Below are 15,352 nucleotides of genomic sequence, written 5' to 3'. Positions count from 1 at the left end.
CCCCTTGCGGGGGAGATGTCCGGCAGGACAGAGGGGGGTGGGAAGAAACGCGGCGGTCCCGGTTCACTTCCCCGCCCTTCGTCCCGCCTCATAAGCCCGGCGCGCCCACACCCTCATCTCGTCAGGATCATCAAACGCGTCGTCGGGAATGCTCCAGTACGGCATCGCAACCAGCTTGCCGTGGCGGGTGCCGGTATAGGTCCATTGCTTGCAGCCGGCGGCTTCGAAGTCGGGCGCGCTTTGCTCGTCAGCCTTGAGCAGCAATTCGCCGCGCAGCACGATGGCGACGATGACGCCGTCGAAATAGATACCCTTGCCGCCGAACAGTTTTCGGATACTGACCGGGCCGAGGCCTTCGAACAGTTCTTCGATGCGTTCATTGTCCATGCCGCAATCATGTCACCGGGCTTGCCATGGCTGCAACCAAAAACCATGCTGGCAAGTTGAGAGCCATCCGTCGGAGTTTTGTCATGCCGCTGCTGCTCAAGGGATCCTGCCGCTGCGATGCCGTCCATTTCGAGGTGGAGAGCAACACGCCGGTGCCGTTCATGCTGTGCTACTGCTCGATCTGCCGCAAGCAGCAGGGCGGCGGCGGCTTCGCCATCAATCTCGGCGCCGATTACAAGACGCTGAAAATCAAGGGCAAGCGCAATCTCGGCGTCTACCAGGCAGAGATCGCGGACGACGAGCATCCAAAGTGTGAGATTTCGACGGGCGAGCGCAATTTCTGCAAGAAGTGCGGTTCGGCGCTCTGGCTCTACGATCCGACATGGCCGGACCTGGTCCACCCCTTCGCCTCGGCAATCGACAGCGAGCTGCCGAAGCCGCCGGAGAAGGTGCATCTGATGTTGAAATACAAGGCGAGTTGGGTCGAGCCGGTGATCGGCAAAAAGGACAAGGCGTTCGACGTCTATCCCGAGGAATCGATCGCCGACTGGCACAAGCGGACGAAGATGTGGGTGAAGTGAGGGCTCGGAGCGCGACTTCCGATGGTTAGCGCTGCCCCTCACCCGGCCCTTCGGGCCGTTCGTCATTCGAAAAGCCAACCAATTGGCTTTTCGCCCGCTGCGCGGACCATTCCTCACCTCCCCGTGAACGGGGAGAAGGAAGATCAGGCGGAAGCGCGCGCCTCAGCCAGCGCCTTCAGGTCGGCGGGCTTGAGTTCGACGGATTCGCCGCAGCCGCAGGCCGAACTCTGGTTCGGGTTGTGGAAGGTGAAGCCGGTGCGCAGCGTCGTCTGCTCGAAATCCATCTCGGTGCCGAACAGGAAAAGCGCAGCCTCGGGCGCGACATAGACATGCGCGCCGTCGCGCTCGATATGGTCGTCCTTGGTGTTGGGCTCGGTCACCAGGTCGACCGTGTATTCCATGCCGGCGCAGCCGCCCTTCTTGATGCCGAGGCGAATGCCATGCGCATTGTCGCGCGTAGCGACGATCTCGCGCACCCGGTCGGCTGCCTTTTCGGTCATCGTGATGACGGCGAAGCGTCCCATTCTTTTTCCTCTTCCATTCCATGCAGGTTCAAGGCCTGCCGAATGATTCCTCACCTAAAATGGTGAAGTTTTACCACTGGTGCAAGTGCACCAACCTCAGTCAACCTAGTACCAGCCCACCGCCACCTGCGCCTCTTCCGACATGCGGTCGGGCGACCAGGGCGGGTCGAAGGTCATGTTGACCTCGACGCCGGAGACGCCTTCGACGGCGCCGACGGCGTTTTCCACCCAGCCGGGCATTTCGCCGGCCACCGGACAGCCGGGCGCGGTCAGCGTCATGTCGATCTTGACCGCGCGGTTGTCCTCGATGTCGATCTTGTAGATGAGGCCGAGCTCATAGATGTCGGCCGGTATTTCCGGGTCATAGACCGTCTTCAGCGCCGAGACGATGTCGTCGGTCAGCCGCGCCAGTTCGTCGGCGGGAATGGCCGAGGCGGAAACCAGCGGATTGATGGCTGCTTCCGGCGCGGTGGTGTGGCTCGCATCATCCATGGTCGTCATCCAAAGAACCTGTCACCCGAAGAACTTGCGCGCTTTTTCCAGCGCATCGGCCAAAGCGTCGACTTCGGCCCTGGTATTATACATGCCGAACGATGCCCTGCATGTGGAGGTTACGCCAAAGCGTTTCAACAGCGGCTGGGCGCAATGGGTGCCCGCGCGGACGGCAACACCTTGCCTGTCTATCACCATCGACACGTCATGGGCATGAATGCCCTGCAACTCGAAGGAAATGATGGCGCCCTTGTCCGGCGCGTCGCCGAAGATGCGCAGCGAGTTGATGGCGCGCAGCCGCTCGTGCGCGTAGGTCTTGAGGTCGGCCTCGTGCGCGGCGATGCGCTCGCGGCCGATCTTTTCCATGTATTCCAATGCTGCGCCCAGCCCGATCGCCTGGACGATCGGCGGCGTGCCGGCCTCGAAGCGGTGCGGCGGCTCGTTGTAGGTGACGACGTCTTCCGCCACTTCCTCGATCATCTCGCCGCCGCCCATGAAAGGGCGCATGGCCGAGAGAATATCCTTCTTGCCGTAAAGCACGCCGATGCCGGACGGCCCGTAAACCTTGTGACCGGTGAAGACGAAGAAATCGCAGTCGAGGTCCTGGACGTCGATCGGCATGTGCACGGCGCTCTGGCTGCCGTCGACCAGCACCGGAATGCCGCGTGCATGGGCGATGCGCACGATTTCCTTGATCGGCGTCACCGTGCCCAGCGCATTCGACATCTGGGTGATGGCGACGAGCTTGGTCTTGTCGGTCAGGCGCTTTTCGAAGTCCTCGATGTGGAAGACACCGAGATCGTCGACCGGCACCCACACCAGCTTGGCGCCCTGCCGCTCGCGGATGAAATGCCACGGCACGATGTTGGAGTGATGCTCCATGATCGACAGCACGATCTCGTCGCCCTCGCCGATGTTGGGCATGCCATAGCCGTAAGCAACCGTGTTGATCGCGGCTGTCGTGTTCGACGTGAAGATGATGTTGTCGGTGCTCGGCGCGTTGAGGAAGCGGCGCACCGTCTCACGCGCCTTTTCGTACGCGTCGGTCGCGGCATTGGACAGGAAATGCAGGCCGCGATGGACGTTGGCGTATTCCTGGGAATAGGCGTGCTGGATCGTATCCAGCACCACCTGCGGCTTCTGAGCCGAGGCGCCATTGTCGAGATAGACCAGCGGTTTGCCGTAGACTTCGCGCGACAGGATCGGGAAGTCGCGGCGGATCGCCTCGACGTCGTATGGGGTGGTTTCGATCTTCTGGTCCATTACAAGCTCTCTTGAGGCACCGCCTCACTTCGTCACGCACCCCTCATCCGACCGAGCTTCGCTCGGCCATCGCCCGGGGCGAGTCACTTGCCTCGCCCGTCCTTCGGACCCCACAAGGGGAGAAGGGAAAGAGGCGCTTACCCGTGCGCCACAAACCAGTCGTCGAGCCTTGTTTCCAGGGCCTCGACGATGGTTTCGTCGTCCAGTTCCTCGATCACTTCGGCGACGAACGCCTTGACCAGCAGGCCGCGGGCGCTCTTCTCGTCGATGCCGCGCGCCATCAGATAGAACAGATGGTTGTGGTCGATCTCGGTGACGGTCGCGCCATGGCCACAGATGACGTCATCGGCGAAGATTTCGAGCTCCGGCTTGGTCGAGAACTCGCCATCATCCGACAGAAGCAGCGTGTTGCAGGCCATCTTGGCGTTGGTCTTCTGCGCGTATTGGTGGACGTTGATGCGGCCCTGGAAGACGCCGCGCGCCTTGCCGGTCACGACATTGCGGATTACTTCCGTCGACGTCGTATGCGGCACGGCATGGTCGAGCACCATTGTCACGTCGGTATGGGTGTCGCCGGCGAGCAGGTTGATGCCGCGCAATTTGAAGTCGGCGCCTTCGCCCGTGGTCTTCACCACGATCTCCTGGCGCACAAGCTTGCCGCCGGCATTCATGAAAAACAGTGTCAGTTTCGAATTCTTGCCGAGATGCGCCTTGAACTGCGCCAGATGGGTGGCCGTCTCCGGCTGTTCCTGAATGATCAGCCAGGTCACCTCGGCGCCTTCGTCCAGCACCAGCTGGCTGACGGAGCTGGCCAGAGCCGCGCCCTCGCCCGCCTGACGCTCGACGATCGCAGCCTTGGCGCCGGCGCCGACACGCACGGGAAAGCGCACATGGGTCTGTCCGCCGGCTTGCAGGTTCTGCAATTCGATCGGCTTTTCCAGTGCTGCGCCATCGGCGATGTCGACGAAATAGCCGTCGGCGACGAAAGCAGTGTTCAGCGCGCCGATGGCGTCATCGCTGCCATAGGGGTCGAGGCCGGGTGCAATCGAGCCGTCGGTCAGCTTTTCCGACAGGCGCTGGATCGTCACGCCCTCGATCGCGGGGAATTTCGCACTCGAGACGCCGTTCAGAACCGCCAGCACGGCGGAACCTTCGACGATGGGCGCCAGCCCCTTGGCGGCGGCTGTCGGATCGAACGCCGGCACCGCGGTCAACAGCCGGCGCAGGTCAGTGTAATGCCAGGATTCGATGCGCCGCGTCGGCAGGCCGTGCTTGATCGCCTCGATGGCGTCGTCGCGCTTCAGCATCACCGCACCGTCGCCCGGCAGCAGCGACAGCCGCTCGCCGAAAGCGTCGATCAACGCCGTTTCAGCCTGGGTGCGCTGGGGTGTCGAATGCATGTTCATAAGCTTGGCCCTGTCTTTTGGTACAAAATGACCTGGCATCTCACGCGGCTTCGCCGATCACGCCGGCATAGCCATTGGCTTCGAGATCGAGCGCCAGCGACTTGTCGCCGGACTTGATCACCTGGCCCTTGTATAGGACGTGCACGCTATCGGGCACGATGTGCTCGAGCAGGCGCTGGTAGTGGGTGATGACGATGATGGCACGGTCGGGCGAACGCACCGCGTTGACGCCGTCAGAGACGATCTTCAGCGCGTCGATGTCGAGGCCGGAATCGGTCTCGTCGAGCACGCAAAGTTTTGGCTCCAGCAGCTTCATCTGCAGGATCTCGGCGCGCTTCTTCTCGCCGCCGGAAAAGCCGACATTGAGCGGCCGCTTCAGCATCGCCATCTCCATCGAGAGCGAGGCTGCCGCCTCTTTCACCCGCTTCAAAAATTCCGGAATTTTTAGCGGCTCCTCGCCGCGCGCCTTGCGCTGCTCGTTCATCGCCACCTTCAGGAATTCCATGGTCGCGACACCCGGTATCTCCATCGGATACTGGAAGGCGAGGAAGATGCCCGCGGTGGCGCGCTCGGCCGGGTCCATTTCGAGGATCGACTGGCCGTTATAGAGGATGTCGCCTTCGGTGACCTCATAGTCCTCGCGGCCGGCGAGGATGTAGGACAGCGTCGATTTGCCCGAGCCGTTCGGGCCCATGATGGCGGCGACCTCGCCGTTTTTCACCGTCAGGTTCAGGCCGCGGATGATCTCGGTGCCGTCATCGACGATGCGGGCATGCAGATTCTTGATCTCAAGCATTTTTTCTTTCCTGGATATATATTGTCCGGTCAGCCGACCGAGCCCTCGAGGCTGATGCCGATAAGCTTCTGCGCTTCGACCGCGAACTCCATCGGCAGCTGCTGGATGACATCCTTGACGAAGCCGTTGACGATCAGCGCGATCGCCTCTTCCTCGGGAATGCCGCGCTGCATGACGTAGAATTTCTGGTCCTCGGAAATCTTCGACGTCGTCGCTTCGTGCTCGAACTGCGCCGTCGAATTCTTGGCTTCCATGTAGGGCACGGTGTGCGCGCCGCACTGGTCGCCGATCAGGAGACTATCGCAATTGGTGAAGTTGCGGGCGTTGGTCGCCTTGCGGTGCGCCGAAACCTGGCCGCGATAGGTGTTCTGCGAGAAGCCGGCGGCGATGCCCTTGGAGATGATGCGGCTCGACGTGTTCTTGCCGAGATGGATCATCTTGGTGCCGCTGTCGACCTGCTGGTAGCCGTTCGACACGGCGATCGAATAGAACTCGCCGGAGGAATCGTCGCCGCGCAGGATGCAGCTCGGATATTTCCAGGTGATCGCCGAACCGGTCTCGACCTGTGTCCACGAGATCTTCGAACGGTGGCCGCGGCAGTCGCCGCGCTTGGTGACGAAATTGTAGATGCCGCCCTTGCCCTCGGCATCGCCGGGGTACCAGTTCTGCACCGTCGAATATTTGATCTCGGCATCGTCGAGCGCCACCAGTTCGACGACGGCGGCATGCAGCTGGTTCTCGTCGCGCTGCGGCGCCGTGCAGCCTTCGAGATAGGAGACGTAAGCCCCCTCCTCGGCGATGATCAGCGTGCGCTCGAACTGGCCGGTGTTCTTCTCGTTCATGCGGAAATAGGTCGACAGCTCCATCGGGCAGCGCACGCCCTTGGGCACGAAGACGAACGAGCCGTCGGTGAAGACAGCCGAATTCAGCGTGGCGTAGAAATTATCGGAGGTCGGCACGACCGAGCCGAGATATTTCTGCACCAGCTCCGGATGCTCGCGGATGGCCTCCGAGATCGAGCAGAAGATGACGCCGGCCTGCGCCAGCTCCTTCTTAAACGTGGTGACGACGGAAACGGAATCAAACACCGCGTCGACGGCGACACGGCCCGATTTGTAGACGTTGTCGCTGGGCTCCTCGAGATCGGAGACGTCGGTTTTCTGCACGCCGGCGAGGATTTCTTGTTCCCTCAGCGGAATGCCGAGCTTCTCGTAGACCTTCAACAGCTCGGGATCGACGTCGCTCAGCGAGGTCGGGCCGGGCGTGCTCTTGGGCGCCGCGTAGTAATAGAGGTCCTGAAAGTCGATCTTCGGATAATGGACGCGCGCCCAGGTCGGCTCTTCCAGGGTCAGCCAGCGCCGATAGGCTTCCAGACGCCATTCCAGCATCCAGGACGGTTCATCCTTCTTGGCCGAGATGAAGCGAATAATGTCTTCGCTCAGGCCCTTGGGGGCCTTGTCCATCGCGATCTCTGTCTGGAATCCGTATTTGTACTGGTCGACGTCGATCTTTCGGACCCGATCGATCGTGTCCTGCACAGCAGGCATAAGCGTTCTCCATCCACGCCGGGGTCAAGGCCCGACAGTTTTCAAACTATGGCATCGCCGAGGGCTGCCCATGAGGCGCCGAAGGCGGCGTAAGTTTCATATAGTGCGTCTCGGCCGGGAATTCACCCGGCCACTTGCAAACGCACGGCTCTACCAGGCCGCGAGGCCTGAATCTTTGTCGCCGCCTCAGGCGGCTTGTTCCCTGCCCGCCCGGCGCTGGGCAATTCCGGCCAGCGCAGCACGGAACAGTTCGATATCCCCGGCACTCGTTGCGTGGCCGATGGACACGCGCAAAGCGCCCAGGCTGTCGCCGTAACCCATGGCTTTCAGCACATGGCTCGGCCCGACCTTGCCCGACGAACAGGCCGATCCCGCCGACAGCGCCGCGCCAGCCAGATCGAACGCGATCTGCGCCGTCTCGGCCTTGATGCCGGGAATAGCGAAGAATGTCGTATTGGCAAGCCTTGGCGCGCCGGTTCCGAAGATTTCTGCGTCCGGCACCAGCGTTTTGAGTGTTTTCTCGACCTCGCCGCGGCGTTGCGCGATCGCTTCGACGTCTTTCAGTCCCGCCAAAGCCTGCCGCGCCGCGGCGCCAAAGCCGGCGATGGCCGCCAGGTTTTCGGTGCCGCCGCGATGGCCCTTTTCCTGGCCGCCGCCATTGATCAGCGGCTTCGGCATCATCAGATCGGCTGCCGCAACGACGGCGCCGACACCCTTGGGGCCGCCGATCTTGTGCGAAGACAGAATCAAATAGTCGGCGTAAGCCGCTGACATATCGATGGGAACACGGCCCGCAGCCTGCACCGCGTCGACCACCAGAATGCCGCCCGCCGCCTTGACGATCGCGGCGATGGCTTCAATGGGCTGGATGACGCCGGTCTCGTTGTTGGCCGCATGGATCGCGACCAACGGCAGGCCTTCGGCCTTGTCATGCGCGGCCAGAGCGGCTGTGAGCTGAGCGAGGTCGGCGATGCCATCGGCGTCGACGCCGATCCGCGAAACCTGTGTTGCCGGGAAGCGGCCGCCGTTCAACAGGCAAGGGTGGTCGGCCTCGCAGACATAGAGCCGGCTCATGCGCACCGTGCCACGGCCCATCCGCCAATCCGGCGTCAGCAGCGTCGATGCGGCTTCCGTCGCGCCGGAGGTGAAGACGACATGCTCGGCCTTGGCGCCGACAAGTGCCGCCACATCGCGCCGGGCAGTGTCGATCAGGCGCCGCGCCGCGCGCCCCTCGGCATGCACCGACGACGGATTGGCGACGAGATCGAGCGCGGCAATCATCGCCTCGCGCGCCTCGGCAATGAGCGGCGCGCTGGCATTGTAGTCGAGATAGGCGCGTGCTGCGGCCATTTTCACCCAATCGATCCCGTCAAGACCCTTTCCGCAAGGATAGCGCGTTATTTCCTTGAAATTGCAAGGCAAGACGTCCTATTTACGCGGCTTGCGGCGAGGATGGCCGGGCCGTCACGGCTGGCTATCCAGTTTTGAACAATTCTAAACTAGCTTCTAAGAAGACGCTTGCCCTGCGTCAAGGCCCGGAAGGGCTGGGGCTGGAGTAAAGAGTTGTTCCGGGCGCCGCGCATTCGTATGCCATTTGGAGTATTTCATGCCTGAGGTCATTTTCACCGGTCCGGCTGGCCGCCTGGAGGGCCGCTACCAGCCTTCCAAGGAAAAGAGCGCGCCGATTGCCATCGTGTTGCATCCGCACCCGCAATTCGGCGGCACGATGAACAACAAGATCGTCTATGACCTCTTCTACATGTTCCAGAAGCGCGATTTCACCACTCTTCGCTTCAACTTCCGCGGCATCGGCCGCAGCCAGGGCGAATTCGACCACGGCACCGGCGAATTGTCGGATGCCGCCGCAGCGCTCGACTGGGTGCAGTCGCTGCATCCGGATTCCAAGAGCTGCTGGGTGGCCGGTTATTCCTTCGGCTCCTGGATCGGCATGCAGCTTCTGATGCGCCGGCCCGAGATCGAGGGCTTCATCTCGATCGCGCCGCAGCCAAACACCTATGATTTCTCGTTCCTGGCGCCCTGCCCGTCATCGGGTCTGATCATCCATGGCGATGCCGACAAAGTGGCGCCGCCCAAGGATGTGCAGGGCCTGGTCGACAAGCTGCACACGCAAAAGGGCATCACCATCACGCAGAAGACCTTGCCAGGCGCCAACCACTTCTTCGCCAACGACGCCGATCTGCTGCTCGAGGAATGCGCCGACTATCTCGACCGGCGGCTGGCCGGCGAATTGTCCGATCCGCGGCCGAAGCGGCTGCGCTAAGAGCATTCCAGGAAAAGTGTAAACGGGTTTTCCGTCCGGAATTGCGTCAAAACAAAAACTCCCGGTCCGATGCCGTGCACAGTCGTGCCCATCATGGGCGCGACTGTGCCATTTCGGCTGATCCAAACGGTGAAGCCAGCCTGACATGTGGCGCGGCTCGGCTGAACGGTGCACAATGCCGGTTCAGCCAGCGGAAGAGCATGACCGATCATGTACCAGCCTCCCCATTTCCAGGAAACGCGGCCGGACGTCCTGCACGGGCTGATCCGGACGCATCCGCTGGGGTTGCTGATCTCCAACGGCGCCGATGGCCCGGTCGCTAATGCCATTCCCTTCCTGCTTGATGCCGAGGTTGGGCCGAATGGCCGGCTGCGCGCCCATCTGGCCAGGGCCAACCCGCAATGGCGTCAGCTGGCCGACGATCCGACATCGCCGGTGCTGGTCGTCTTCCAGGGCGCCGACGCCTACGTGACGCCGTCCTGGTACGAGACCAAGCGCGAGACCGGCAAGGTCGTGCCGACCTGGAACTACGCCATTGTCCAGGTGCGAGGAACCGTCAGAGTGATCGAGGATTCCGCCTGGATCGCACAGCAGATCACCGAGTTGACGCTGTCACAGGAAGGCGCCCGCGAGGCACCCTGGGCGGTGACCGATGCGCCGCCGACCTTCATCCAGTCGCAGATCAAGGGCATTGTCGGGCTTGAGATCGAGATCGCCGAAATCAGCGGCAAGTGGAAAGTCAGCCAGAACCGGCCTGTCGCCGACCGCGTCGGTGTCGCCGAAGGGCTGGAGAAGGACGGCGCCGGCGCGCCCGACATGGCTCGGCTGGTGCGGAGCTGGGGTGGCATCGACAGCTAGCTGGGGTGGTCTTAGATGGTTCCAAAGGCGTCAGCAATTCAGTTGCCTGCCGGCGCTGCTCCAATGCGGAAATTCGTCTGTCTCGGCGCATCGTTTTGGTTTGGTTTGCGAGCCCGACGGAATAGGCGGAACGTAGTTTTTGCCACCGGCAACCCCGACGCCGTGTAGCGGAAGATACATCCCAGCCGGCCAAGCACCATCGCGCAGACGATGGCAACAGCACAGCCAAGGCCGAATCCGGCGACAGTGTCGCTCGGATAGTGCGCGCCGATAAAGATTCGGGTCGATGCGACCGACAAGGTTGCAGCCAGCAGCACCCATCTGCGCTGGGGCAACAACAGCAGCGCAATGCCGAAAATGACACCCATGGTCGTGGCATGGCCGGATGGGAAGCTGGCAAAGCGCGCCTCCATGGAAAAAGGATGCAGCGACAGATCGCCGAGCTTGTCGAAATTCATTGGCCTGGCTCTGCCCACGCCATATTTCAGCACGTTGACGACCATGGCCGAGAGTACGATCGAACCCAGCACCATGAAAGCAAAGCAGGTCCAGTTGTAGAAGGTCATCCGCGCGCGCCGGGAAAGGCTGCGCCAATCCGTCAGATTCGCAGCAATCAGCACCAGTACCGACGGGACAAGATACCAGCCGCCTAGGCCGAAGAAGGTAAAAAACTCGGCGATGCGGAAGACATTGGTCGAGCCTAAAGCCCACTGCCTCGCCATGGTGCCCGCAAGATGGTCGAAACGGAGCGACACCGCGATCGTCAGCAAAAGCCAGGCCACGACCCAGACCGACCACAGGATTTTCGGGTAGCGCGCCGGGCGCGTCGCCAGGCGATGCCGTACAATCCCGAAAGTATCGCGGAAATTATCGACAGACTGCCGGAGCATGGCAGGCATAGCGGCACGCGCCGGTGATGGCGACTTCGTCAACATGCGGAGCTCGAAGCGATCATCGAAGAGATATCAGTTCGCCACACGGTACAGGCCGAGCGACAATTTATCACCTGACGAATAGTTGATGCCGTCGATCTCGGCGACGCGGCTGGCCTTCTTGCCTTGCCCTGCCAGCAGGTCATCCAGCCGTTTTTCATCGCCGACCGGCGCCAGGCCCAAAGCGCAGGCCGGATCGCCAAGCAGATGTTGCGCAACCCCATCGACATCGGTCAGTACCGTCTTTGTACCCACCAGAAATACCAGGCTCGGTTCGTGATATTGCGCGGAGGCGAGCACGCTCATCTCACAGGGACGATCGGCGCGAACCGCCGCCTCGATTTCCCGGCTCATCCAAATCGGTTTCAGTGACGGCACGATGACACCGAACAGCAGGGCGTAGGTTATACCGGCGCAAACCGCAGCCCCGCCGATGCGGACCAGCGGCACCAGCGTCTGGCGCGAAACAGCGAGGTAGCCGGCGCCCAATGCTGCCGCGGCGGCCGGAACGCTCCACCATAAAAATGTCTTCATGAGATAGATCGGCGCACCGACGCAAAGCACGGCGAGACCGACTGTCACCAGAACGGTGCCGAATGCGGTCGCCCACCACAGCCATGTCTGCCAGCGCCTGAGCGGCGCATTTGCCTCTTGCGGCGTCAGCGTCAAAAGCCAGCCGATGAGCAGGGCCATGCCGGGATAGGCCGGCAGCACATAATGCGGCAGTTTCGTCGGGATCAATTCGAAGACGAGCCAGAACGGAACGTACCAGGCGAGGCAGAAACGCAGGCGCGGATCGTCGCGCAATCGGTTGAGCGCCTGCAGTCCAGCGCCGAGCGCCACAAGGCCGAACGGCCACATGAACAGGCAATAGGTCAGCACGTAGAAGCCCGGCGGAACGCCGTGCGACTCCTCGCCTTGCGCGACCTTGCCGAGCATATCCTTGCCGACGGCCTGCTGCAGGAAGGCGCCGTTGCTCTTCCAGGTGATGAGGGCGAGCCAAGGCAGCACGATGAGCAGAACCAGAGCCAGCCCTCGCGCCGCTTTCAGCTTTGTCAGCCAGCACCAATCGCGCTCGAAGGCAACCAGCGTGAGCACCGTCAGCGCCGACAGCAGCGGTGCAATCGGCCCCTTGATGAGGATCGCCGCCCCCTGCGCCGCCCAGAAAATCCACGGCAGATGGCCGGCGACCGGCTCGTCGCGGCGCGATGCCAGATAAATCTGCGCCAGCGCGCCTTGCGCCAGAACGCAGCAGGCAAGCAGCATCGCGTCGGTCTTGGCGTCGCGGCCTTCGAAGGCGGTGGCGAAAATCGCCGCCATGACCAGGCCGGCGGCAAGACCGGCATTGGCGCCGAACAGATTGGCCCCGGTCCAGTCGATTGCGACGACGGCGATGGCGATGCCCAGCGCCGAGATCAGCCGGTAGATCCAGATCGGCGCCTGTGCCCCCTCGCCGCTCAGCGTCACCGCCGCCGATTGCAGCCAGTAGATGCCGATCGGCTTTTGGTAGCGCGACGCGTCCTGGAAGCGGATGTCGACATAGTCGCCGGTCTCCCTCATCTGCTTGGTCGCCTGGACGAAGCGCGGCTCGTCGCGGTCGAGCGGCGGCAAAGAGGCCAGTCCCGACGCCGTCATCATCAGGCTGAACAGGAAGAGAAAGATGTAGTTCCTGCTCATTTCGACACCGGACAGACTGGATTTGGCGGGACTGGTGGCTCAGTCGACCTTGGTCATCGCCGCCTTGCGCTCATTGGCGATGAGCCATAAATTTCTGACATAGATCACCATGCCCATGGCCTGGCCGGCGATGAACACCGGATCCTCACGCTGGATGGCGTAGACCAGCAGCAGCCCGCCGCCGAACAGCGAGAAGAACCAGAAAGCGATCGGCACGACGCTGCGCTTGGCCTTTTCCGAAGCGATCCACTGCACCAGGAAGCGCATGGTGAAGAAGAACTGGGCAACGAAGCCGAGCAGAACCCAGGCGTCGAACTGCTTGACGAAAACCTGGTGCAGCCAGGTCGCCAATTCCTGAAACACGTTAGCCATGCGTGATTTCCTCTACCTTTGGCATTCTGCGGCGCCGGCGCCGAAGCCACCAGACGCCGGCGAGATCGAGCGCGCCCTGCAGGCCGCGATCGAAGATGCCGTAATTCGACTTGCCGTGGCGGCGGGAGCGGTCGACGACGTCGCAATGGACGACGCGGTAGCCTTCCTGGATGACAAGCGCCGGAACGAAACGATGCGTACCGTCGAAAAACGGCAGTTTGCGCAAGATATCGGTGTGGATCGCCTTTAAGCCGCAGCCAGTGTCGCGGGTGTCGTCATGCAGGATCGCGCCGCGCAGCCAGTTGGCGAAACGCGATGCCAATTGCTTGATCTTGCTGTCGCGGCGCTTCAACCGCTGCCCCTGCGCGGCGCCGAAATCGGGCCCTGCCCGACGCAGCGCATCGACCAGCACGGGGATATATTGCGGGTCGTTCTGGCCGTCGCCGTCGATGGTGGCGATTATCGAGCCGCGCGCCGCCCAGGCGCCCGAGCGCACCGAAAGCGACTGGCCGGCGGATTTTTCGTGCCGAAGCTGCCGAAGCGGAAACGGCCGTGTGGCGGCTTCAGCGGCAAGCACCGAAGCGGTGTCGTCAGTCGAACCGTCATTGACGACGATGATTTCGAAGTCGCGCCCGGTCATCGCCGCCTCGATCTCGTCGATCAGCAGCGGCAGGTTCGCCGCCTCGTTGCGGCAGGGAATGACGATGGATATCAATGCGTCCGGCATATCGCGTCGGGCTCTGTCACAAGATATGGCATTCGGTGGATGCCGTGCGGTGCCGTTCCAGCGGATCGAACCCGTTGGCGCGGCGCCTCATTACGCCAGCCGACAGGATGAAGCAAGCATGCGCGGCAGTGCAGAATAGCCTGTCCATGCCGGCGCAAAATCGGAAACCACTTTTGCTTGACGCGCTTGGATGCTAAACGCCCGCGTTCAGGCCATGCCGGGCCGTTCGGACCCGGCGCTTTCAGGAAGAAACAATGCCCGCCTTCAAGTCCGATTTCCTGCGCGTCATGAGCGAGCGCGGCTTCATCCACCAGATTTCGGATGAGACCGGGCTGGATCAACTTTTCGCGAAGGAAACCGTGACCGCCTATGTCGGCTACGACGCCACGGCGACCAGCCTGCACATCGGCAATCTGATATCGGCGACCATGCTCTACTGGATGCAGGAGACCGGCCACCGGCCGATCGCACTGATGGGCGGCGGCACCTCGATGATCGGCGACCCGTCCTTCCGTGACGACCAGCGCAGCCTTTTGACGCCCGAGGCGATCGCCACCAACATCGAGGGCATCAAGCGAATTTTTGGCCGCATCCTGCGCTTCGGCGACACTGGCAATGACGCCATCATGGTCAACAATGCCGACTGGCTGATGAAGCTCAACTATGTCGAGTTCCTGCGCGATGTCGGCCGCCACTTTTCGGTCAACCGGATGCTGACCTTCGACAGCGTCAGGCTGCGGCTCGAGCGCGAACAGTCGCTGTCCTTCCTCGAATTCAACTACATGATCCTGCAAGGCTATGATTTCGTCGAGCTCAGCCGCCGCCACGACTGCCGGCTGCAGATGGGCGGTTCGGACCAGTGGGGCAACATCATCAACGGCGTCGATCTCGGCCACCGCATGGGCACGCCGCAGCTTTATGCGCTGACCACGCCGCTGCTGACGACATCGTCGGGCGCCAAGATGGGCAAATCGGCCAAGGGCGCGGTGTGGCTGAACGGCGACCTCTTCTCGCCCTATGATTTCTGGCAATACTGGCGCAACACCGAGGATGCCGACGTCGAGCGCTTCCTGAAGATCTTCACCCGGCTGCCGCTTTCGGAGATCGCGCGGTTGGCCGCCCTTGGCGGCTCGGAGATCAACGAGGCCAAGAAGGTGCTGGCCACAGAAACCACGGCCATCGTGCACGGCCGCGAGGCGGCGCTCGCGGCCGAGGAAACCGCGCGCAAGACGTTCGAGGAAGGCGTGACGGCCGAAACCCTGCCGAGCGTCGAGGTGGATGGCGCAGCGCTGGAAGCTGGCATCGGCATCCTGTCGCTGCTGGTCACCGCGGGCCTTGCCGGGTCGAACGGCGAGGCGCGCCGGCATATCCAGGGCGGCGCCGTGCGCCTCAACGACCAGCCGGTGGCGGACGACCGGCGGATGGTGACGCCTCAGGATTTGAGTCCGGAAAACGTCGCAAAGCTTTCAGTGGGCAAGAAAAAACACGTTCTGGTGCGGCCGGTCTGAC

The 15,352-nt window shown here is 62.4% G+C and carries 16 protein-coding genes; 4 read left to right on the top strand and 12 right to left on the bottom strand.

Annotation, left to right across the window (positions count from 1 at the left end; genetic code table 11):
* Positions 1-63 precede the first annotated feature (63 nt).
* Entirely contained in the window at positions 64-387 is a 324-nt protein-coding gene (locus NLY33_RS18360; RefSeq protein WP_023669120.1) for a TfoX/Sxy family protein, read from the bottom strand.
* A gap of 83 nt (positions 388-470) precedes the next feature.
* Here NLY33_RS18360 and NLY33_RS18355 point away from each other — a divergent pair, with 83 nt between their 5' ends.
* A complete protein-coding gene (locus tag NLY33_RS18355; protein WP_023706439.1) occupies positions 471-968 on the top strand; it encodes a GFA family protein in 498 nt (165 codons plus the stop codon).
* Between the two features lie 143 nt (positions 969-1,111).
* Here the strand turns inward: NLY33_RS18355 and sufA are convergent, their stop codons facing one another.
* The 7 genes from sufA to NLY33_RS18320 form a co-directional block, all read right to left on the bottom strand.
* Complete coding sequence (gene sufA / locus NLY33_RS18350) at positions 1,112-1,492, bottom strand: Fe-S cluster assembly scaffold SufA (RefSeq protein WP_013532156.1); 381 nt, start codon at positions 1,490-1,492, stop codon at positions 1,112-1,114.
* Positions 1,493-1,597: 105 nt separating this feature from the next.
* A complete protein-coding gene (locus tag NLY33_RS18345) occupies positions 1,598-1,984 on the bottom strand; it encodes an SUF system Fe-S cluster assembly protein (protein WP_023709315.1) in 387 nt (128 codons plus the stop codon).
* Positions 1,985-2,005: 21 nt separating this feature from the next.
* Positions 2,006-3,247, bottom strand: coding sequence for a cysteine desulfurase (locus tag NLY33_RS18340; protein WP_023706437.1), 1,242 nt, complete (start codon positions 3,245-3,247; stop codon positions 2,006-2,008).
* 137 nt (positions 3,248-3,384) lie between these two features.
* Positions 3,385-4,653 (bottom strand): Fe-S cluster assembly protein SufD, encoded by a 1,269-nt coding sequence (gene sufD / locus NLY33_RS18335; RefSeq protein WP_286438816.1) that lies wholly within the window; start codon positions 4,651-4,653, stop codon positions 3,385-3,387.
* Between the two features lie 40 nt (positions 4,654-4,693).
* On the bottom strand, positions 4,694-5,449 hold the full coding sequence (sufC, locus tag NLY33_RS18330; RefSeq protein WP_023706435.1) for a Fe-S cluster assembly ATPase SufC: 756 nt from the start codon (positions 5,447-5,449) through the stop codon (positions 4,694-4,696).
* A 29-nt stretch (positions 5,450-5,478) separates the two neighbouring features.
* Positions 5,479-6,996, bottom strand: coding sequence for a Fe-S cluster assembly protein SufB (gene sufB, locus NLY33_RS18325; RefSeq protein WP_023706434.1), 1,518 nt, complete (start codon positions 6,994-6,996; stop codon positions 5,479-5,481).
* 186 nt (positions 6,997-7,182) lie between these two features.
* Positions 7,183-8,346 carry a cysteine desulfurase family protein gene (locus NLY33_RS18320; protein WP_023706433.1) on the bottom strand — a complete coding sequence of 388 codons (1,164 nt, stop codon included), beginning with the start codon at positions 8,344-8,346 and terminating at the stop codon, positions 7,183-7,185.
* A gap of 256 nt (positions 8,347-8,602) precedes the next feature.
* On the opposite strand from NLY33_RS18320, the gene NLY33_RS18315 reads away from it, so the two are divergent.
* The gene (locus NLY33_RS18315; RefSeq protein WP_023669128.1) at positions 8,603-9,277 is read left to right on the top strand and encodes an alpha/beta hydrolase; all 675 of its coding nucleotides are present in this window, start codon (positions 8,603-8,605) and stop codon (positions 9,275-9,277) included.
* 210 nt (positions 9,278-9,487) lie between these two features.
* A complete protein-coding gene (locus NLY33_RS18310; RefSeq protein ID WP_023706432.1) occupies positions 9,488-10,135 on the top strand; it encodes an FMN-binding negative transcriptional regulator in 648 nt (215 codons plus the stop codon).
* A 38-nt stretch (positions 10,136-10,173) separates the two neighbouring features.
* Here the strand turns inward: NLY33_RS18310 and NLY33_RS18305 are convergent, their stop codons facing one another.
* From NLY33_RS18305 to NLY33_RS18290, 4 genes are read right to left on the bottom strand one after another with little or no spacing between them, the layout of a single operon-like run.
* The gene (locus tag NLY33_RS18305) at positions 10,174-11,070 is read right to left on the bottom strand and encodes a phosphatase PAP2 family protein (RefSeq protein ID WP_023706431.1); all 897 of its coding nucleotides are present in this window, start codon (positions 11,068-11,070) and stop codon (positions 10,174-10,176) included.
* A gap of 30 nt (positions 11,071-11,100) precedes the next feature.
* Positions 11,101-12,744: an ArnT family glycosyltransferase gene (locus tag NLY33_RS18300; RefSeq protein ID WP_023706430.1), complete on the bottom strand. Its 1,644-nt coding sequence runs from the start codon at positions 12,742-12,744 to the stop codon at positions 11,101-11,103.
* 39 nt (positions 12,745-12,783) lie between these two features.
* The gene (locus tag NLY33_RS18295) at positions 12,784-13,116 is read right to left on the bottom strand and encodes a lipid-A-disaccharide synthase N-terminal domain-containing protein (protein ID WP_023669132.1); all 333 of its coding nucleotides are present in this window, start codon (positions 13,114-13,116) and stop codon (positions 12,784-12,786) included.
* On the bottom strand, positions 13,109-13,843 hold the full coding sequence (locus tag NLY33_RS18290) for a glycosyltransferase family 2 protein (protein ID WP_023694104.1): 735 nt from the start codon (positions 13,841-13,843) through the stop codon (positions 13,109-13,111). The genes NLY33_RS18295 and NLY33_RS18290 overlap by 8 nt, the downstream gene beginning before the upstream one ends.
* A gap of 254 nt (positions 13,844-14,097) precedes the next feature.
* Between NLY33_RS18290 and tyrS the strand changes: the two genes are divergently transcribed.
* Positions 14,098-15,351 carry a tyrosine--tRNA ligase gene (tyrS, locus tag NLY33_RS18285; RefSeq protein ID WP_023706429.1) on the top strand — a complete coding sequence of 418 codons (1,254 nt, stop codon included), beginning with the start codon at positions 14,098-14,100 and terminating at the stop codon, positions 15,349-15,351.
* Position 15,352 lies beyond the last annotated feature (1 nt).

The organism is Mesorhizobium sp. C432A, from assembly GCF_030323145.1.
Taxonomy (GTDB): Bacteria; Pseudomonadota; Alphaproteobacteria; order Rhizobiales; family Rhizobiaceae; genus Mesorhizobium.
Note: the sequence above shows the minus strand (reverse complement) of the source record. Positions and strands in the feature narration are given on the sequence as shown.